The 20,033-nt window shown below is 67.8% G+C and carries 14 protein-coding genes; 5 read left to right on the forward strand and 9 right to left on the reverse strand.

The genetic code is table 11. The features are described from left to right. Positions 1–64: 64 nt before the first annotated feature. Both MX571_RS19465 and MX571_RS19470 read left to right on the forward strand, forming a co-directional pair. Entirely contained in the window at positions 65–1,231 is a 1,167-nt protein-coding gene (locus MX571_RS19465; protein WP_247420320.1) for an acyl-CoA dehydrogenase family protein, read from the forward strand. An 88-nt stretch (positions 1,232–1,319) separates the two neighbouring features. Next, positions 1,320–2,846 (forward strand): class I adenylate-forming enzyme family protein, encoded by a 1,527-nt coding sequence (locus MX571_RS19470; RefSeq protein WP_247420323.1) that lies wholly within the window; start codon positions 1,320–1,322, stop codon positions 2,844–2,846. Between the two features lie 61 nt (positions 2,847–2,907). On the opposite strand, the gene MX571_RS19475 is transcribed toward MX571_RS19470, so the two are convergent. Beyond that, entirely contained in the window at positions 2,908–4,134 is a 1,227-nt protein-coding gene (locus tag MX571_RS19475; protein WP_247420327.1) for an acyl-CoA dehydrogenase family protein, read from the reverse strand. Positions 4,135–4,293: 159 nt separating this feature from the next. Here MX571_RS19475 and MX571_RS19480 point away from each other — a divergent pair, with 159 nt between their 5' ends. Beyond that, positions 4,294–5,445: a thiolase family protein gene (locus MX571_RS19480; protein ID WP_247420330.1), complete on the forward strand. Its 1,152-nt coding sequence runs from the start codon at positions 4,294–4,296 to the stop codon at positions 5,443–5,445. A gap of 156 nt (positions 5,446–5,601) precedes the next feature. Here MX571_RS19480 and MX571_RS19485 read toward each other — a convergent pair whose 3' ends face one another. Then, on the reverse strand, positions 5,602–6,918 hold the full coding sequence (locus MX571_RS19485; protein ID WP_247420340.1) for an ABC transporter substrate-binding protein: 1,317 nt from the start codon (positions 6,916–6,918) through the stop codon (positions 5,602–5,604). Between the two features lie 297 nt (positions 6,919–7,215). On the opposite strand from MX571_RS19485, the gene MX571_RS19490 reads away from it, so the two are divergent. Next, positions 7,216–8,394, forward strand: coding sequence for an epoxide hydrolase family protein (locus MX571_RS19490; protein WP_247420343.1), 1,179 nt, complete (start codon positions 7,216–7,218; stop codon positions 8,392–8,394). 56 nt (positions 8,395–8,450) lie between these two features. Here MX571_RS19490 and MX571_RS19495 read toward each other — a convergent pair whose 3' ends face one another. The 6 genes from MX571_RS19495 to MX571_RS19520 form a co-directional block, all read right to left on the reverse strand. Continuing rightward, positions 8,451–9,227, reverse strand: a complete 777-nt coding sequence (locus MX571_RS19495) for an acetoacetate decarboxylase family protein (RefSeq protein ID WP_247420346.1) — start codon at positions 9,225–9,227, stop codon at positions 8,451–8,453. Between the two features lie 26 nt (positions 9,228–9,253). Then, on the reverse strand, positions 9,254–10,912 hold the full coding sequence (locus MX571_RS19500; RefSeq protein WP_247420349.1) for a hydantoinase B/oxoprolinase family protein: 1,659 nt from the start codon (positions 10,910–10,912) through the stop codon (positions 9,254–9,256). Positions 10,913–11,132: 220 nt separating this feature from the next. Beyond that, positions 11,133–13,211 (reverse strand): hydantoinase/oxoprolinase family protein, encoded by a 2,079-nt coding sequence (locus MX571_RS19505; RefSeq protein ID WP_247420353.1) that lies wholly within the window; start codon positions 13,209–13,211, stop codon positions 11,133–11,135. Between the two features lie 108 nt (positions 13,212–13,319). Beyond that, the gene (locus MX571_RS19510; RefSeq protein ID WP_247420356.1) at positions 13,320–14,993 is read right to left on the reverse strand and encodes an acetate--CoA ligase; all 1,674 of its coding nucleotides are present in this window, start codon (positions 14,991–14,993) and stop codon (positions 13,320–13,322) included. 103 nt (positions 14,994–15,096) lie between these two features. Beyond that, the gene (locus MX571_RS19515) at positions 15,097–16,356 is read right to left on the reverse strand and encodes an acyl-CoA dehydrogenase family protein (RefSeq protein ID WP_247420359.1); all 1,260 of its coding nucleotides are present in this window, start codon (positions 16,354–16,356) and stop codon (positions 15,097–15,099) included. A 76-nt stretch (positions 16,357–16,432) separates the two neighbouring features. Next, a complete protein-coding gene (locus MX571_RS19520) occupies positions 16,433–17,236 on the reverse strand; it encodes an enoyl-CoA hydratase/isomerase family protein (RefSeq protein ID WP_247420363.1) in 804 nt (267 codons plus the stop codon). Between the two features lie 161 nt (positions 17,237–17,397). Between MX571_RS19520 and MX571_RS19525 the strand changes: the two genes are divergently transcribed. Beyond that, entirely contained in the window at positions 17,398–18,417 is a 1,020-nt protein-coding gene (locus MX571_RS19525; RefSeq protein ID WP_247420366.1) for a TIGR03617 family F420-dependent LLM class oxidoreductase, read from the forward strand. A 33-nt stretch (positions 18,418–18,450) separates the two neighbouring features. Here MX571_RS19525 and MX571_RS19530 read toward each other — a convergent pair whose 3' ends face one another. After that, a complete protein-coding gene (locus MX571_RS19530) occupies positions 18,451–19,956 on the reverse strand; it encodes a class I adenylate-forming enzyme family protein (RefSeq protein ID WP_247420368.1) in 1,506 nt (501 codons plus the stop codon). Between the last annotated feature and the right edge of the window lie 77 nt (positions 19,957–20,033).

Below are 20,033 nucleotides of genomic sequence, written 5' to 3' on the forward strand. Positions count from 1 at the left end.
TACCCACGCCGTACACCGGTTCGACAGCGACGGCTTCATTGCCGTCCCCGCTGAGGTGTTCGTCATGGGTACCGCGGAGACAGCGATGCACGACATGATTCGGGAGACCGTCAGGGACGTCGCCGGCGAGTTCGACCGTGAGTACTGGCGCGAGCACGTCGACGAGAAGGAGTTCCCGGAGGAGTACTGGCAGGCACTGGCCGACGACGGCTGGCTGGGCGTCGCCATCCCCGAGGAGTACGGCGGCGAGGGCCTCGGGATGGAGGAGATGGCGATCGTCATCGAGGAACTCGCACGCGGTGGCGGGCAGGGTGGTATCATCTTCATCCTCACGCCCGTCTTCGGCGGTATCGGCATCACCCGCCACGGCACCGAGGCGCAGAAGGAGGAGTACCTCCCGAAGATCGCCTCGGGCGAGATGCGCTTCTGCATGGGGCTGACCGAACCGCGTGCCGGGACGAACACGCTCAACATCGACACCTCGGCCGAACGGGAGGGAAGCGAGTTCGTGGTCGACGGCGAGAAGACGTTCATCAGCAGCGTGGAGACGGCCGACGAGATGTTGCTCGTCGCCCGAACGAGCGAGTTCGACCCGGAGAACCCGACGCACGGCGTCTCGCTGTTTCTCGTCCCCGACCCGGCGGACCAGGACGGCGTCTCCTACTCGACGCTCGACACCGCCGTCCCGTGGTTCGAAGACCAGTACCAGATCCACTTCGACGGCCTCCGTGTCCCCGAGGAACGCATCCTCGGCGGGGAGGACGAGGGCCTGCGCCTCCTGTTCGACACGCTGAACACCGAGCGTATCGCGGGCGCAGCGAGCGCACTGGGTGGGGGGCTCCGGGCGGTGGACCTCGCGGTGGACTACGCGAACGACCGGGAGGTGTTCGGCCAGCCCATCGGTGCCCACCAGGCCATCCAGCACCCGCTGGCCGACTCGTACGCGAAACTGCTCTCGTCGCGCGAACTCCTGTACAAGGCAGCGCGGAAGTGGGACGCTGGCGAGGACTGCGGCATGGAGACGAACGCGGCGAAACTCCTCACCAGCGAGTTCGCCACGGAAGCCGCAGACCGGGCCGTCCAGACCCACGGCGGCAACGGGTTCACTCGCGAGTACGAGGTGTACGACATCTGGCAGAACGCGCGGGTCACGCAGACCGTCCCCGTCTCCAACGAGATGGCGAAGAACTACATCGCCGAACACCACCTCGGCCTGCCGAGGTCCTACTGAACAGTCGAGAGTCACGTGACACCCGGTCGGGTTCGAGCGCTCCCGGCCGGCATACAGCTATTTGTAGGGTGACGTGTTACCACTCGCTATGCGGGGACTTACATTCGGCCACGTAGCGGAAACGAACGCCCGGAAGTACCCTGACGACGACTGCCTCGTGATGGAGACGTCGGCAGGGACGGAGCGACTCACGTTCGCCGAGTTCAACGAACGGGCCGACCAGGCGGCACACCTCCTCGACGGCTACGGTATCGAGCAGGGCGACCGGGTCGCGGTGTACATGCAGAACAACACAGAGACGCTGGAGACGTACTACGGCGCGATGAAACTCGGCGCGCTGCCGGTCCCCGTGAACCACCGGTTCAAGGACCGCGAGGTGCACTACGTCCTCGAAGACAGCGGGGCCGACCTCATCGTCTTCGACGACGACGCCGAACCGACCGTCGGCACGCTCGCCGCCGACGACGCGCCCGTCGACGACTTCCTGTACGTCGGTGAGGACCGACCCGAGTACGCCGACGACTTCACCGCCGCTCGCGAGGCAGCCGCCACTGAACGCGTCGAGGTCGTCCCCAGTCGACTGGACGACGCCGCGCTGATGTACACCAGCGGGACGACGGGCGCCCCCAAGGGCTGTGTCCTCACGCACGACAACATCGTACAGAACTCCGTGAACACGGTGTACAGCGCGGGGTTCGAGGAGAACGACAACACGTTCCTCGTCGTCACGCCGATGTTCCACATCGCGGCGTTCGGCGTGTTCAACAACACGTTCTACATCGGTGGCACCAGCTACGTCACCGAGGGGTTCGACCCGGTCCGGACGATGGAGATCATCGAAGACGAGTCCATCACGGGCTCGTTCTTCGTGCCGACGATGAGTCGGGCGCTGCTCGCCGTCGACGACTTCGACAGTTACGACGTCTCGTCGTTCGAGTACTACATGACGGGCGCGGCACCCTCGGGCGAGGAGCTGAAGAAGGCCGTCACGGAGGCGTTCGACGCGGAGTTCTTCGAGGTGTTCGGCCAGACCGAGATGTCACCCGTGACGACGATCCTCCACCCCGAGGACGCCCTGCGGAAACCCGACAGCATCGGGAAGCCCATCGTCAACGTCACGGTCAAGGTCGTCGACGAGGACGGCGAGGAGGTCGAACAGGGCGAGATCGGTCGCATCGCGTACAAGGGGCCGACGGCGTTCCGCGAGTACCTCGGGATGCCCGAGAAGACCGCCGAGGTGTTCGACGACGAGGGCTACTTCGTCTCCGGAGACCTGGTCTACCGGGACGAAGAGGGGTTCGTCTACTTCGTCGGCCGCGCCGACGACATGATCATCACGGGTGGGGAGAACGTCCACCCGGCCGAGATAGAGGAGGTGCTCCACGAACACGCGGCCATCTCCGAGGCGGCCGTCGTCGGCGTCCCCGACGAGACGTGGGGTGAACGCGTCAAGGCCGTCGTGGTCCTCGAAGACGGCGCGACGCTCACCGCCGAGGAGGTGACCTCGTTCGTCGACGAGCGCCTCGCGGACTTCAAGAAGCCCCGTGAGGTCCAGTTCCTGGACGAACTCCCCCGGAATCCGACCGGGAAGGTCGTGAAGGCACAGCTGGAGTGACGTAGTCTGTGGAGTCGGTCAACGACGACGTCGACCCAGAACTGCCGCCGGGACGCGACCCTTACTCCCCGACGCCGTACTGCTTGGCGATGGTGTTGAGTTGAATCTCGTCGGTGCCCTCGACGACGCGGAAGATACGCGCCTCGTGGAGGTGCTCCATCAGGCCCGTCTCCTCGGCGAGGCCGTTGCCGCCGTGGACCTGCACGACGTCGTCCGCCACGTCCCAGTACGTGTTCGTCGCGTAGTACTTGAGGATGGACGAGTCGGCGATTGCCTGTTCGCCCTGGTCGAGTTTCCACGCGCAGCGAAGCCCCGCCGCGTCCGCGGCGTACGTCTTCGCCCGTCCCTCGGCGATCTTGTGGGAGATGCCCTGGAACCCGGCGATGGACTGGCCGAACGCCTCGCGGTCGTTGGCGTACTCCGTCGCCGTATCGAGCAGCCACTCGGCGTTGCCGACCGCCTGCGCGCCGATCTCGATGCGACCCAGCGAGAGGAACCCCATCGCGGCGTAGAACGCGTCGTCCACCTCACCGAGGACGCGGTCCTCGCCGACTCGCACGTCGTCGAGGTGGACCTCCGACTGCAGCCCTTCGGACCCGACGGCGTTGTTGAGGCTACCGATCTCGTACTCGTCGTCCTCGACGAGGAAGCAGGTGATGCCGCCGTAGCGGCCCGCCTCCTCCTGTGGCGTCGTCCGGGCGAACACCTGCAGGAAGTCGGCGTACGGCGCGTTCGTTATCCACTGCTTCGTCCCGTTGAGCACCCACTCGTCGCCGTCGCGCTCCGCCGTGGTCGACATGTTCGGCGAGTCCGACCCGACGCCGGGTTCGGTCTGTCCGAATCCCGTCGACTTCTCGGCCCGAACCGTCGGTTCGAGGTAGCGCTCGACCTGCTCACCTTCCGCCTGCACGAGCAGCGGTTTCGGCCCGAACGGGCCGGCGAGGACCTGTCCGGTCAGCGGCGTCCCCATCGCGGCCAGGTGCTTGTTGGCGCGATACCAGGTCACGTTCGAGACGTCCTGCCCGCCGCACTCCTCGGGGAGGTTCATCGCGTAGAAGCCCGCTTCGGCGCTCTTCTGTCGAATCGTTCGGTACGCCTCCAGCACCTCGTCGGTCAGTCTGCCGTCCGGTTCGTGGCCGAGCCGTGGGTTCCGGAGGGTCTCACCGAGGTCGTTCGCGACCGGTTCCACCTCCTGCTCGACGAAGTCCTCGAGACTCTGGAGGATGAGACGCGTCTCCTCGTCCGTGCCGAACGCTACACCCGAGGCGGTCCCTGTTGTGTCTGCCATAGGCTGGGCGGGAGTTACACCACCGGACACATAACTCCTCGTCTCGCGGGGACCGGGCGAGCGGGAGACGAGCTGGCCGGGTGCCGCCCTCACCACCTGGGTGGAACGTCCCCGAACGAAACACGAACACTAATGCCCGTTCACACGCACCATGGACCTATGCAGGACGCGTACATCGTCGACGCCATCCGTACCCCGTTCGGGAAACGCGACGGCTCGTTCCGCGACACACACCCGCAGGACCTCGCCGCAGCCCCGTTGAACGCGCTGGAGCGACGCAACGGCTTCTCCGGCCCCGACGACATCGAGGACGTCGTCTACGGCTGCGTGACGCCCACGGACGAACAGGCGAACAACATCGCGCGACTCGCGCCGATGGTCGCCGGGTGGGGCGACGACGTCCCCGGCGTCCAGTTAGACCGGATGTGCGGGTCCGGCCAGCAGGCCGTCAACTTCGCGGCGGGGCAGGTGCGCGCTGGCTTCCACGACGTCCTCGTGGCCGGCGGCGTCGAGCACATGACGCGCGTACCGATGGGTTCGGCGGGGAGCAGCATCACGGACACGTACTTCGAGCACTTCGACGAGCTGACGACGCAGGGCGAGGGCGCCGAGCGTATCGCCGCCAACGGCGGATTCACGCGCGACGACCTCGACGGTATCGCCGTCGACTCCCAGCACCGCTGGGGCGACGCGGCGAAGAGCGGTAAGTACGACGAGCAGGTCGTCCCCGTCGAGGTCGAACTCGACGGCGAGCACGTCGTGGTCGAAGAGGACGAGCACCCGCGGCCGGAGACCGATACCGAGACGCTCGGCGGCATCCCGCTGGCGTTCCGCGAGGAGGGGAACGGCGTCATCCACGCCGGGAACTCCTCGGGCATCGTCGACGGGTCGGCCGCGACGCTCGTCGCGTCGGGCGACGCCTGCGAGGAGCACGGCTGGGAGCCGAAGGCGCGCATCGTCGACACGCACGTCGTCGGCGTCGACCCGGTGACGATGCTCCGTGGCCCGATTCCGGCGACCAACGAACTACTGGAGCAGAACGACCTCACCGTCGACGACATCGACCGGTTCGAGGTGAACGAGGCGTTCGCCTCCGTCGTCGCGGCGTGGCTGGAGGAGACGGGGGCGGACTGGGACCGGACGAACGTCTGGGGCGGCGCCATCGCCCACGGTCACCCGCTCGGGGCGACCGGTGCGGCGCTTCTCGGGAAACTGCCCTACCAGCTGGAGGAGTGCGACGGCAAGTACGGTATCTCCACGATGTGCATCGGGTTCGGTCAGGGCATCGCTACCCTCGTCGAACGCGTCTGAACGGCCGTCGACCACGGCCCAGTTCTCGACGGCTGGGGTGGCGGACGACCGACCGTTGCCGTCTCCTGACTCACCGATGGAACAGCGGCCACGAACGTGGCCACACTCGCGAGTGCCCCGACCCTCGGTCGGGGAGTCGCAACAGGGAGCCGACGGTCACTCGGTCAGGCTACACTGGCTCTCCTCGCACGGCCGAGCGTTCTCGCCGGCCTCCGAGGTGGTGAGTATCTCTCGGGTCGGGAACGACTTCTCGCCCCACCAGCCCTCCGTGCTCTCGACGGTCTTCGACACGTCGATGTTGGCGGTCGCCTGGTGGTCGCACTCCCGCAGTCGGGTCTCGCCGGTCGGTCCCTCGACGCTCATCCCTTCGAGCGCGGAGACGAGGGCCGCCGAATCGGCCGACCCGGCGGACGCCCCCGTCTCGGCGGCGGCCTTCGCGGTCAGCCGCGTCGCACTGTACGCGGTGGTCGACCACGTGTCCGGGACCGCGCCGCCGTTCATCTCCATGTACTCGTTGACGAACGCGCGGTTCGCCTCGGTGTCTCGCTCGAAGTAGTAGCCCGCGCCGTACGTGCCGACGGCGGCCGCGCCGGCGCCCTTCATCACGTCCACCGAGTTGAGGATGAGGACGTCCATCTGGTCCATCAGTCCGAAGCTCGACATCTGTTTGGCCGCGTTCACGGCGTCCGACCCGGCCGCTCGGACGCAGACGAGGTCCGCGTCGGAGCCGGCCACCTTCTGTATCTCCGTCGAGTAGTCCGTCGCGCCCAGCTTCGGCCACACCTGTTCGACGACCTCGCCACCGTTCTCTTCGGCCACCTCGACGAACCCGCCGACGCTCGCCCGGCCCCACGAGTAGTCGGCACCCATCGTCGCGACCGTCTTCCCGAGGTTCTCCATCGACCACTCGGCCAGCGCCCGCGTGTTCTGGTACGTGTTCCCGATGGTTCGGAAGGTGTAGCGGTTGCAGTTCTCCCCGGTGAGCGGTTCCGCGGACGCGCCGGTGATGACGAGCGGCGTCTCGGTCTGCTTGGCGTGCTCCGACACCGCCGCCGCGACGGCGGAACTGTTCGTCCCGACGAGGACGTCGACGTTCTTCTGTTCGGTCAGCTCCCTCGCTCGCCGCAGCCCCTCCGTCGGGTCGAGTTTCGTGTCGACGACGCCGGCGTTCTCGACGGTGACGTCCCTCTCCGAGCTGATCCGTTCGAGAGCGACGTCGGTCCCCCCGGCCTGGTACTCGCCGAGGCTGGAGTACGGACCGCTGAGCGGGTAGAGGAACCCGACCTTGATCGAGGCGGTGCCGGACCCGCCGCCTCCGGACTCGTTGGAACTACTGCCGTTCGACTGTTCGGTCCCACCGCCACTCCCACCACCACCGCCGCCGCCGTCACCGCCACCGGCCTGTTCGCTAGTACACCCCGCCAGTCCGATCAACCCGCCAGCGGTCGCTCCCGTCCCGATACGACGCAACACAGTTCGTCTACTGTGCTCTCTCTTGTCCATTGTTATGGTATATGGTAGCTAGCAACAACGAAACTAAAGTGTTTCGCAGAGCGGGACACGATTGCTCCTCTACTACTCGTCGATGGGGGATTCGTCACGGGCATCCGAGAAGGGGGCTCTCACGGGTGAACTGGTATACGTTGTCGGCTCGCACGGCCACACGGATGATCGACCACGACGAACCGAGGAGCGAGGCACGGACCGCGAACGACTGCCCGCCCGCCGACGCCGGACGACGGCGGACCACAGCACGCGTGACGACGGACAATGGGTACTGAGGACTCGATACGGCCGTTCGAGGTGGACGTCTCGGAGGTGGCCGTCGACGACCTCCGGAGGCGGCTGGACGACGCACGCTGGCCCGACGACCCGCCGGTTCCCGGCTGGGAGTACGGTGCCGACCCGACGTACCTCCGGACGCTCTGTGAGTACTGGCGCGACGAGTTCGACTGGGATGCGTTCGAACGGCGGTTCAACCGGTTCGACCAGTTCACGACGAGCGTCGACGGCCAGCGGGTCCACTTCTACCACGTGCGCTCGCCCGACCCCGACGCCGTCCCGTTGCTGTTGAGTCACGGCTGGCCCGGTTCGGTCGCGGAGTTCCTCGACGTCCTCGGCCCGCTGAGTGACCCGTCGGCTCACGGCGGCGACACGAGCGACGCGTTCCACGTCGTCGCGCCGTCGCTGCCGGGGTACGGGTTCTCGGGACCGACCGACGAACCGGGCTACGACGTCCGGCGAATCGCCACCGTGTTCGACGACCTGATGGACCGCCTCGGCTACGACCGCTACGTCGCCCAGGGGGGTGACTGGGGGGCGCTGATAACGGCGATACTGGGCGCGACACGCCCGGACCGCGTCGCCGCTATCCACACGAACCTCCTGTTCGTCTCGCCCTCTCGGTTCGAGGACCCGACCGGAATGCTCGACGAGGAGGGGATGGCCGACTACGAGGCGACGAAAGCGGCCCGCGACGGCGAGACCGGCTACCAGGCGATACAGTCGACGAAGCCCCAGACGCTCGCCTACGGGCTCACCGACTCGCCGGTCGGCCTCGCGGCGTGGATCGTCGAGAAGTTCCTGACCTGGAGCGACAGCGACGGCGACGTCGAGTCGAGTTTCGACCGCGACCGACTGCTCGACAACCTGAGCGTCTACTGGCTCACGGGAACCATCAACGCCTCGATGCGGCTGTACTACGAGACGGAGTTCGCCGAGGTCGTCCCCGACAGCGTCGACGTGCCGACCGGGCACGCCCGCTACCCGGTGGAGGTGTCGCGGACGCCCCGCGCCTGGGCGGAGGCGGTGTACGACATCGAGCACTGGGTCGACATGCCCGAGGGCGGCCACTTCGCCGCGATGGAGGTCCCCGACCTGTTCGTCGACGACGTGCGGACCTTCTTCGCGGACCATCGGGGGTTCGGCGGCGACCCAGCGGACGGCTGATGCGCCGTTCGCGTTCGACGACGACGTCGGCCCCGTGACCGCGACGACCTGGCCACCTAGAGGTCGTCCAGCGCCAACCAGTCGTCGGCCCCTCGGGCGAGGGCGTAGGGGGCGAACGCCTCGGGGTCGACCGTCGCGAGTTCGGTCTGGCTCGACGTCAGGTCTGCTTCGGCGTAGGCGGCCCCGAGGGTCTCTTCGACGGTGACGTCGGCCAGGGGGTCGTGGTCGGTCCGGCCGAGCGTCACCGCCCCCGGACCGGTCTCGAAGCGGTGGAGGTCGCTCTCGAAGTCGACGCGGACGAGCGTGGGGTCGAACTGGAACCCACCGCCGGTCACGTCGGGCAGGTACTTGTAGTGGAACACGGTCCGGGGGGCGGGGTCGATGTCCCGTCGCGAGTCCGTGGTCGCGTCGACGCCGAGGAGGTGTTCGCCACGCCGGGCGACTCGGCCGGCGACCTCGTCGCCGTCGCGGTCCAGCCCGATTTCGGCGCGCTTCTTCGGTTCGCCGAGCAGTTCACGACCCCAGCGGACCGCGGCGTCCGTCGACATCGCCATCCACAGACAGTAGCTGCCGACAGTCCCCTCGTGTTCGGCCCGGACGTACAGCCCGCTGCCGTCGAACGACCCGACGCAGTTACTCCGACCGACCTGAACGACCTCCGCTTCGACTCGCGGGTCGTCGGTCGGGTCCAGTCCCGGCGGGAGGACCTCCTCGACGACGTCCTGCCGGGTTCGGTACCTGACGGAGACCGACCGGGTGTCGACGAACCGGTTCGTCGCCATCCGGTCTCGAATCGCGGCGACCTCCTCGGACGACCGCACGAACCCGGTCATGGTTCGACGTGGTACCTCACGGTCGGTCACTCCGGGTCGTGGCCGTACACGTCGCGGGCTCGCTCCGGCGAGACGTACCCCAGGCGGACGTCGCGTTCGACGAGCGCCGGGTCGCGCTCCTCGGGGTCGCCGTACCCCCCTGGCGTCGCGGAGGTGAACGTCAGCGTCTCGTCGGGCTGGAGCACTCCCGGTCCGTTCGGTGCGACGTCGTCGGCCGCGTCCGAGGAGACGGTGGCCGGCTGCCCGGCCTCGCCGCCGTCGAACCCCTCGGGCCCCTCGTCGGCCCGACCGGAGGTGAGACTGTAGTAGACCGGCCGCTCGGTCGGGTTGTGGATGGCGACACGCATCGCCGGCCCCGACCGCTGTTCGCCGGCCCCCTCGCGGTCGGGGACCATCTCGGTCGCCTCCCACCGGATGGGACCGTAGCGCTCGAACATCTCTATCGGCGTCGACTTGCCGTTGTACGGGAAGAACACCGCGGGCGTCCCGTCCTTGTTCGCGCGGGCGGGCATCCCGCCAGCGGTACCGGAGACGGCGATGAACTCCTCGTCGTTCTCGTCCTGTCCGCTGAACGCCGCGAGCTGGATACCGGCCATCTCGCTGAGCGCCGACTCGGGGACGACCTGCCCGAGCGCGCGGATGAGCGCGTCCTCCGCCTGCGAGTAGGTGAGGTGACGGCCCATCGTCGCCACCGGCCGGTCGCAGTTGAGGACCGAGCCCTCGGGTGCGCGGACCTCGATGGGCCGGAAGTAGCCCTCCGAGTTCGGGAGGTCCGGGACCAGCATGCACTTGACGACGTACTCGGTGACGGTCACGACGTTGCCGAACGGACAGTTGAGGCCCCCGTCGACCTGGTCGGAGGTCCCCTCGAAGTCGACGAGCAGGTCGTCGCCGTCGACGGTGACGGCCACGGCGATGGTGACGTCGAGGTCGTTGACCTCGAACGACACCTCGCTCTCGTAGGTGCCGTCGGGGAGGTCGGCGAGTCGCTCTCGGAGCGCGCGCTCGGACCGGTCGATGACCTGCTCGGTCACCCGGTCGAACGTCTCGCGGCCGTACTCCTCGACGACCTCCGTGAGGCGGCGCTCGCCCAGCGTGTTCCCCGAGCGCAGCGCTTCGATGTCGCCGGTCGCCTGGTGAGGGATGCGGACGTTGCCCCTGACGAACGCGTCGACCGCCTCGTTGCGCTCGCCGGCCTCGTAGAGCTTCGTCGGCGGTATCAGTAGCCCCTCCTCGTACACCTGACCGGCGTCGGTCGACCAGCCTCCGCGGTTGCCGCCGACGTCGTCGGTGTGACCGAGCGCGCCCGTTATCCCGACCAGGTCGTCGTCGACGAACACCGGGTCGAGGACGACGACGTCGGAGAGGTGCCCCCCGCCGATCCAGGGGTCGTTCGTGACGATGGTGTCGCCCGGTTCGAGGTCCTCGGGCGGAAAGTGCTCGTCGAGAATCGCTCGCGTCGTCCGCGAGAGACTCCCCGAGAGGACGGGGACGCTCTGTGCCGAGAGCCCGATCGCCTCGCCGTCGGCAGTCATCACCGCCGTGGACGCGTCGGCCGCCTCGCGGATGCTGAACGAGAACGCGAGTCGCTCGGCGGCGTCGTACATCTCGTCGGCGGTCGCCTGCAGGCGGTTCCACAGCACCTGGGTCTCCAGGTCGCTCGGGCCCGATTCGCCACTACTCATGAGGCAACCCCCAGGACGCGCGTCGGTGCGGCGTCGGTCCGTCGCCGTCGGGTCTCGTGGTACTCATCTCGGTCGTGTGCATCGTCAGCACACGACCACGTATACCTCACGACTGTCTCGAACGCGTACTGTCTCACCGCTCGATGACTCTGCCCTGCCTGCGCTCCGGGTGTTCGGTCGGTCGCCAGCGACTGCCGTGAAATCGGTTCTGTTCGAGTGTTCATTGGTCGAGTTCGATCGTTACGTCGTAGTTCTCGGCGACGTGCACCGTCGAGTCGGGGTCGGCCACGACCGTCGTCTGGTCGGCCTCGACGACCGCCGGCCCCGCGAGTTCGCTCCCCGGGTCGAGTGTCGCCCAGCGGTAGACGTCGGTCTCGACCGAGCCGTGTTCGTCGCCGAAGTAGACCTCGCGGCCGTCGGGGTCGGTGGCGTCGTCGGCGGGCGCTGCCAACTGGGCGATGTCGGTCTCGTCGGACGCCTCCCGGAGTTCGAGCCGATAGTTCAGGACCTCGACCGGGAACTCCAGCGTCTCGCGGTTGAACTTCTCCTCGTAGGTCCGCTCGAACGCCTCACAGGCGACTTCCGGGGTCACCTCGTCGACGTCGTAGCCGGGCAGCGGGACCTTTATCTCGTGGCCCTGGTTGACGTGCCGCATGTCGAGACTGAGGGTGGTCGACACCCGTCCCTCGTCGACGTTCGCTCTGGAGAGCACCGCACGGGCCTCCTCGTAGAGGGGCTGGAACTGCCGTTCGAAGGCCTCCCGGTCGAGCGCCGAGACGACCGACTGGTGGGTCGAACTCGTCTCGTACATCCGGGGGGCCTCGGTGAGTCCGATGGAGGAGCCGACGCCCGCGCCGAACGGACAGATGACCTCCTCGAAGCCGAGTTTCTGGGCGATCCGGAACGCGTGTGACGGCCCGGCTCCGCCGAGTGCGGTGATGCTCAGTCCCCGCGTGTCGACGCCGCGACTCGCCGCGTAGCGACGGAAGGCGGTCGCCATGTTCTCGTTGACGACCTCGAACACGCGCCACGCGGCGTCCGTGACCGAGACGTCGAGCGGGTCGGCGAGCTCGGCCTCGAAGATCGAGCGCGTCCGCTCTGCGGCGAGGTCCATGCGCCCGCCGTAGAAGTTCTCGGGGTCGAGAAAGCCCAGCAGGAGGGAGGCGTCGGTCACCGTCGGTCTGTCGCCCCCCTGGTCGTAACAGATGGGGCCGGGGTCGGACCCAGCGGACTCCGGGCCGACCTCGACGAGTCCCGCGTCATTGACCGAGGCGACGGACCCGCCACCGGCGCCGATCTCCGTCAGGTCGATCTGCGGCGAGATGATGTCGTAGCCGCTCCCCTCGCGGAACCGGTGGACGCGAGCGACGTCGGTCTGGTACTTCATCGGGACGTCGCCGTCGCGGACGATGGCACCCTTCGCGGTCGTCCCGCCCATGTCGAACGAGAAGACGTCGTCGTAGCCGTGGTCGTCGCCGAAGATTCGGGAGGCGAGGACGCCGGCGGCCGGCCCGGACTCGACGAGGCGGATGGGTTCGGCCTTCGCGGTCTGGATGTCGACGACGCCGCCGCTCGACGTCATCAGGTAGACCTCGCCCTCGAACCCCTCGTCGCGGAGTTCCTCGCGCAGGAAGTCGAGGTAGTCCTCGACGACCGGGGCGACGTAGGCGTTGATGGCCGTCGTCGACGTCCGCTCGTACTCCCGGATGACCGGAACGACCGCCGACGACAGCGAGACGTTCACGTCGGGGTACGACTCGGCGAGGACGTCTTCGACGACCCGCTCGTGACCGTCGTCGACGTACGAGTGCAACAGCGACACCGCGATGGAGTCGACCCCGTGGTCCTCCACGAGCGTCGCCGCCCGGTCGCGGACCTCGTCGCGGTCGATGGGTCGAACCACCGCTCCGTCGTCGTCCAGTCGCTCGTCGAGTTCGAGGCGTCGGTCACGCGGCACCAGCGGGTCGGGGTACTCCATGTCCCAGTCGAACATGTCGTACCGCGACCCGCGGCGGAGTTCCAGGGAGTCGCGGATGCCCGCCGTCGTCAGCAGGCCGGTCGTCGCACCGGTCTTCTCGATGAGCGTGTTCGAGACGAGCGTCGTCCCGTGGATGACCGTCCCCACGTCGCTCGCGGCGATGCCCCGTTCGGAGAGCAGCCGACGCGCCCCGGCGAGGGCACCGACCGCCGGGTTGTCCCGCGTCGTCGGTTCCTTCTCGGTGGTGACCTCTCTGGCCGACTCGTCGACCAGCGTGAAGTCCGTGAACGTCCCTCCGATGTCGATGCCAAGTGTATGCATATCTCGTGAACGTTGTTCAGCGAAGTGCACTTAATCGTTGCCCGATGGTAACAGGAACGTGACGGTTCCTACGGTCGCCGCCGACCGGCGTGGCCGGCGCGTCGGCCCTCAGGAGTCTGAGGTGGCGACTCGTTCGCGGAGCGACTCACGGCGGACCTTCCCGGTCGACGTCTTCGGGAGTTCGTCGACGAACTCGATTCGCCGGGGGTACTCGTACGGGGCGAGGCGGTCCTTCACGCGCTCTTCGAGCGTCCGTTTCAGGGTCGCGGACCCCTCGGTCCCGTCGGCGACGACGACGAACGCGTTCGGGACCTCGCCTCGCTGGTCGTCGGGGACGCCGATGACGCCGACGTCGGCCACGGCGTCGTGACTGGCGAGCGTTTCCTCGATCTCCTCGGGACTAACCCGGTAGCCCGAGGTGATGATGACGTCGTCGGTCCGCCCTTCGAACGAGAAGTAGCCCTCCTCGTCGACCGTCCCGAGGTCCTCGGTGAGGAGCCACCCGTTTCGCACCTTCTCGTCGGTCAGGTCGGGTTCGTCCCAGTACTCCACGAAACAGACCGGGTCGCCCTCGTACCGGACTGCAATCTCGCCCACCTCGCCCGCTTCGACGGTCGGTTCGGCCGTCTCGGGGTCGACGACCGTCACCTCGTGGCCCGGCACTGCCAGCCCCATCTTCCCGGCGCGAACCGGTCGCAACGCGCTGCAGTCGCCCACGACGAGGTTCGCCTCGGTCTGTCCGTACGCCTCCTCGAACGACGCGCCGTCGAACGTCTCCGTCACCCACGTGATGACGCTCTCGCCGACCGCCTCGCCGCCGGCCGACACCGACTCGATGGACGCGACGTCGAACCGGTCGGTCGGCGCGTCGACCTGCATCATCATGCGGAGCGCCGTCGTCGGGCCGCCCCAGTTCGTGATGCCGTAGCGCTCGACGAGTTCGAACTCCGTCTCGGGGTCGAACCGGTCCGCGTCGTAGGCGACGAGCGGTCGACCGTAGAACAGCGTCGGCATCACCATCGAGAACAGCGACCCGATCCACGACCACTCGACGGGCGTCCGAAAGACCGTCCCGTCGGTGGTGCCGGCCGCCAGGAAGTTCTCGGCGAACGCCGGGAGGTGACCGAGCAGCAGGCGGTGGGCGTGCAACACTCCCTTCGGGTTGCCGGTCGTCCCGCTCGTGTAGATGATGGTGGCGTCGTCCTCGGGGTCCGTGGGCTCGCGCTCGAACCGTGCGGACGCCTCGTCGATGGCGCTCCACTCGGCCTCCGCCGACGTCGGGGGAGCGTCGACGGTCAGCACGGTCTCCAGCGCGTCGAGGTCGTCGCGCACCTCGCGGAGCGTGTCGGCGCTCGACGGACCGACGACGCACCCGATAGCGCCGCAGTCGTCGAGGCGGTAGCCGAGCGCGTCCGGCCCGAACTGCGTGCTGAGCGGGACCGAGACGGCGTTGCGTTTCCAGATGGCGACGTGAGCGATGGCGGCCTCAGGGCGCTGTCCAAGACAGATGCCCACGCGGTCGCCCCGCTCGACGCCCGCCGACGCGAGGTAGTTGGCGAGTCGGTTCGCTTCCTCCTGAACGTCCCCGTACGTCAGGGTTCGGCGCTCGCCGGCCGCGGACTCGGCGTAGAACGCGACTCGCTCCGGGTCGTCGGCCCACTGGTCGCAGACGTACTCGGCCATGTTGAACCGCTCGGGAATCTCCCACTCGAACGCCTCGCGGAGCGCCTCGTAGCTCTCCCAGTCGCGCTCGTAGAAGTGATAGGCGTCCAGTCGTGACATATCGTGACACATCCCGACACCGCGTAATAACACTGTCGCCGAGGGTGGGAGCCGCCGTCACCTCGTCCCCTCGCACCGTCACCCTCGACCGCAGCCCACTCGGTCAGATGTAGTCGAAGAGGTGGCCGGCGACTCTGCGTTTCTGGATTTCCTCTGCGCCCTCGGTGATGCGGTAGCGGCGGTGGTGGCGGTAGATGTGCTCGAACGGTTTGTGGCGACTGTAGCCGACGCCGCCGTGGACCTGCATCGCCTGGTCGGCGGCTCGGCAGACGAGGTTGTTGGCGGTGTAGTTGCACATCGCGACCAGTTCGCTCACCGACGACCCCGACTCGGTGATCATCTGCCCCTCGTCGTCGAGGGCCGCGGCGGTCTTCCGGACGGTGTTGCGGAGCATCTCGGCTTCCGTGTGCAGTTCCGCCAGCGGGAACTGGATGGCCTGCCGGGAGGCCAGCGGTTCGCCCCACGTCTCGCGCTCCTTGGCGTAGTCGACCGCCTCGTCGATGCAGAACTGCGCCGCGCCGAGGCTCGCGGCCGCCTGCCGGATGCGGCTCTCGTGGACGAACCGCTGGGCGACGTGCAGCCCCTTGCCCTCCTCGCCGACGATGGCGCTGTCGGGCACGCGGACGCCGTCGAGAGAGACTTCGGCGTGGTCGGTCGGCATGTTGAACGTCCACCAGAAGTACTCGACCTCGAACCCGTCGGCGTCCGTCGGGACGAGGAAGGCGGTGATGCCCTCGCCGTCGCCGTCCTCGCCGCTCGTCCGGGCGAACACGAGGTCGTAGTCGGCGACGTGCATCCCGCTGTTCCAGCGTTTGGCGCCGTCGATGACCCACTCGTCGCCCGCGGGACCGCCGACCCGTTCGGCACTGGTGTCCATCCACGTCGCGTCCGACCCGTGTTCCGGCTCGGTCAGACCGAAGGCGACGAACACCTCGCCGCTGGTGACGTCCTCGATGAGCTCCTGTTGCTCGTCGGTCCCGAACCGTTCGAGAATCTGGGGGAACTGGTGGTTGCCGACGATGGAGGCCTCGCTCTGGAGCACGTTGTGCAGGCCGACTCCCTTGTGAGCGAGGTGTTCTCTGACGATGGCCATCCCGAGGTTCGTCCCTCCCTGCCCGCCCATCCGCTCGGGGAGCGCGTACCGGTAGAAGCCCGCCTCGTCGGCCCGCCGTCGCATCTCCGAGAGCAGGTCTTCCCACTCCTCTGCGGGTTGACCGTCCCGCTCCCAGTCCGTCCGCGCGTGTTCCCGTCGCTCGTCGAAGAACTCCTCGTGTTCCGCTTCGAGCGGTTCGATCTCCTCTTCGATGAACTGGTCCAGGTCGTCGAGCAGTTCCTGTATCTCCTCCGGGATGCCGAACTCCATGAGGAACGGTACCATCGTTTCCGACAAATAGGTTCGCCCGGTCGACGGTCGACGCGGCCGACGACCGGTCCCCGTGTCAGTGTCCCTCGAACTCGGGCTCTCGTCCCTCCTGGAAGGCGCTGACGCCCTCCTCGTGGTCGGCCGTGTCCATGAGGGCCGCCTGTGCGGTCGCCTCGGACTGCAGCGCGCCCCGGAGTGACTGGTCACCGTTGCTGTCGAGGAGGCGCTTGGAGTGTCTGAGCGCCGCCGTCGGTCCGCTGGCGACCTGCTGGACGTACCGGTCGGCACGTTCGTCGAACGTCTCGGCGTCGAACACCCGTTCGAACAGGCCGAGGTCGGCCGCTCGCTGCGCGTCGACCAACTCGCCGCTGAACACGAGGTCCTTGGCCCGGCCTCGGCCGACCAGTCGCGGCAGGAAGTGCGAGAGTCCGGAGTCGATGGTGAGACCGACCTGCCGGAACCCGAACCCGATCTTCGCGTCCGTACTCGCCACCCGGACGTCGCAGGCCAGTGCGATGGCACCGCCAGCGCCGAACGCCGGCCCGCCGAGTTTCGCGACGACCGGGAGCGGGAAGGTCGCGACGGTCTCGACGAGGTCGTGGGCGCTGTCCGTGATGCGCTCGACGGCGTCGGCGGCGGTCGTCCGCTCGCGTTCGCCCATGCTCTCGATGTCCCCGCCAGCACAGAACACGCCTTCGCTGCCCGTCACGACGACGCAGCGCACGTCGTCGCGCGCCTGGAGGTCCTCGAACGCGTCCGTGACGCCAGCTATCACGTCCGGGGAGAGTGCGTTCCGTCGCTCGGGTCTGTTCAGCCTGACCGTGGCGACCCCGTCGTCCACGTCGAGGAGGACGGCGTCGTCGATGTCGCTCGTCGACACGGTACGACCCGAACCGCGGGTTCGGATACATGTTAGTGCGTGACACACTCTAGGACGACTCGACACCATCTCTTCGGAGTCGACTCGCTGGCGTCCGTATCCGTTGCTACCTCCCCGACAGATGAGTACAGTTAACAGGCCGAGCGCGAGTGGTGTAGCCGATGAGCGAGCTCAAGATAGACGTCGGCGTCCAGGGACTGTCCGACGAGACCGCCGACCTCGCGAGGAAGGCGGAGGAGTTCGGCTTCGACGGGGTGTTCGCGTCGGAACTCGACACGGACCCGTTCCTCCCGCTGTCGCTGGTCGCCGAACACACCTCGACCGTCGAACTGGGAACCCGCATCGCCACGTCGTTCACGCGTTCACCGATGGTGCTGGCGTACATGGCGTGGAACCTGCAGCGATACTCGAACGGCCGGATGGTCCTCGGCCTCGGGACGCAGGTGAAAGGGCACAACGAGCGGCGGTTCTCCGTCGACTTCGAGTGGGAGCGACCGGGGCCACGGCTCCGCGAGGAGGTCCTGGCGCTTCGCCACATCTTCGACGTGTTCCAGGGTGAAGCCGACGACCTGGACTTCGACGGCGAGTTCTACGAGTTCTCGCTGATGACCGAGGAGTTCAATCCTGGCCCCATCGAGGAGGGGCCACCGGCCATCTGGACGGCCGGCGTCAACGAGTACATGCTCACGATGGCCGGCGAGGTCGCCGACGGCCTCTGCATGCACGCGTTCAACACGCCGAAGTACACCGACGAAGTCATCGCCCCGCTCGTCGAGAAGGGCGCGAACATCGGCGACCGCGACCCCGAGGCGGTCGACCTCTCGGCCAGTCCGTTCCTCGTCACCGGCGAGACCGAGGAGCAACGTCGGGAGATGCTCCAGGAAGCGAAACGGCGCATCGCGTTCTACGGGTCGACGCGGACGTACCACGACGTCCTCGAACTCCACGGCTGGAAGGACGTCGGCATGGAACTCCACGAGCTGTCGAAGGACGACCAGTGGGGCGAGATGACCGAACTGGTCACCGACGAGATGGTCGACGCGTTCGCCATCCGCGCACCGCCCGAGGACCTCGGTGAAGAGATCGTCGAGACGTACGGGGGCGTCGCCGACCGCGTCCAGCTACAGTTCGACGGCAGCGACTACTGGGCGGACGTACTCGAAGACCTTCGCGCGGCGTGAACGGTCTCCGACGACCGATCCACGTGCGAGTACTCACGCCAGTTCGCTCTTGAGCACCTTGCCGGTCGGGTTGCGCGGCAGTTCGTCGTAGAACTCGACTCGTCGCGGCTTCTTGAAGTCCGCCAGCCGAGCCGCCACGTGTGCGACGACGTCCGACTGGGAGAGTGAGGACCCCTCGGCCGCGACGACACACGCTTTCACGGCCTCGCCCCACTCCTGGTCTGGGACGCCGATGACGGCGACTTCCGCGATGTCGGGGTGGTCGTGGAGCACCTCCTCTATCTCGGCCGGGTGGACGTTCTCGCCGCCGGTGATGATCATGTCGTCGGCGCGGCCGACGAAGTGGAAGAAGCCGTCCTCGTCGCGGTGGACGAGGTCGTCGGAGACGAACCAGCCGTCGTCGAACACCTCGGCGGTCTTCTCGGGCATCCCGTGGTACCGGTCGAAGACGGTCGGCCCGCGGTAGGCGATGCGGCCCACTTCGCCCGGTGGCAGTTCCTCGCCGCCCTCGTCGACGACCTTCGCGCCCAGGTTCAACATCGACTCGCCGACGCTGTCGGCCTTCTCGATGGCGTCATCCGGGAGGAGGTGGAGACAGAGCGCCTCCGTCTGACCGAACGTCTCGATGACGTCGCAGTCGAAGCGGTCCATCGTCTCTCGCTTGAGCGCCGCCCCGACCGGCGCGGCTCCCGTGCTGTACGTGTCGAGGCTGGAGACGTCGAACGCGTCGAACGCGTCGAGGTCCAGCAGCATCCGGGTCTGCGTCGGGACGAGGTACGTCGAGTTCACCCGCTCCGCCTCGATCAGCGAGAGCGTCCGTTCTGCGTCGAACCCGTCGACGACGACGGTCGCGCCCCCTGCGTAGAAGTTGTTCAGGAAGGGGACGAACGCGCCGACGTGGAACAGCGGCGTCGAGACGAGGTGACGGTTGCCCGGTTCGAGGAACGCCCACGCCTCGGCGGCGTCCTGCGCCAGCTGGACGAGGTTGTCGTGGGTGTAGACACAGCCCTTCGGGTCACCGGTCGTCCCCGAGGTGTACATGATGCCGGCCTCGTCCAGTCGACCGACGTCGGCGTCGAGGGTCGTCGGGTCGTCGGCGAGGAGCGCCTCGTAGGAGTCGGCGAACGACGGCGGGTCGTCGACGGAGACGACGTGGTCGACGGCGTCGCGGACGTCCGCGAGCGTCTCCGCGCCGAAGTCGTCGACGAGACAGAGGCTCGCGTCGCTGTCCTCGAGGACGTAGCGGACCTCCTCGCCCTTGAACCGGTGGTTGACGGGGACGACCAGCGCGCCGAGCTTCATCGCCCCGACGAACGCTTCGAGCGTCTCGGCGTTGTTCTTCGTGTACAGCGCGACGCTGTCGCCCTTCTCGACGCCCCGCTCGGCGAGTCCCGCCGCGAGTCGGTCGGTCCGGTCGTCGAACGCTTCGAACGTGTGAGTGACGAGTCGCTCGCCGTTCGCCCGGTGTACGACCGCCTCGCGGTCCGGCCACTTGCGGGCGTTGCGCTCGGCGAGGTACCCGATGGTCATCCCGTGCATGCCCGTGCAGACCGGACTGTGGTATGTAAATCCTTCCCAGCCACCGACCCACCGCGCACCGGGATTTATTGCGGTGG

Origin of the sequence: Halomarina salina, assembly GCF_023074835.1 — an archaeon.
GTDB classification, from domain to species: domain Archaea; phylum Halobacteriota; class Halobacteria; order Halobacteriales; family Haloarculaceae; genus Halomarina; species Halomarina salina.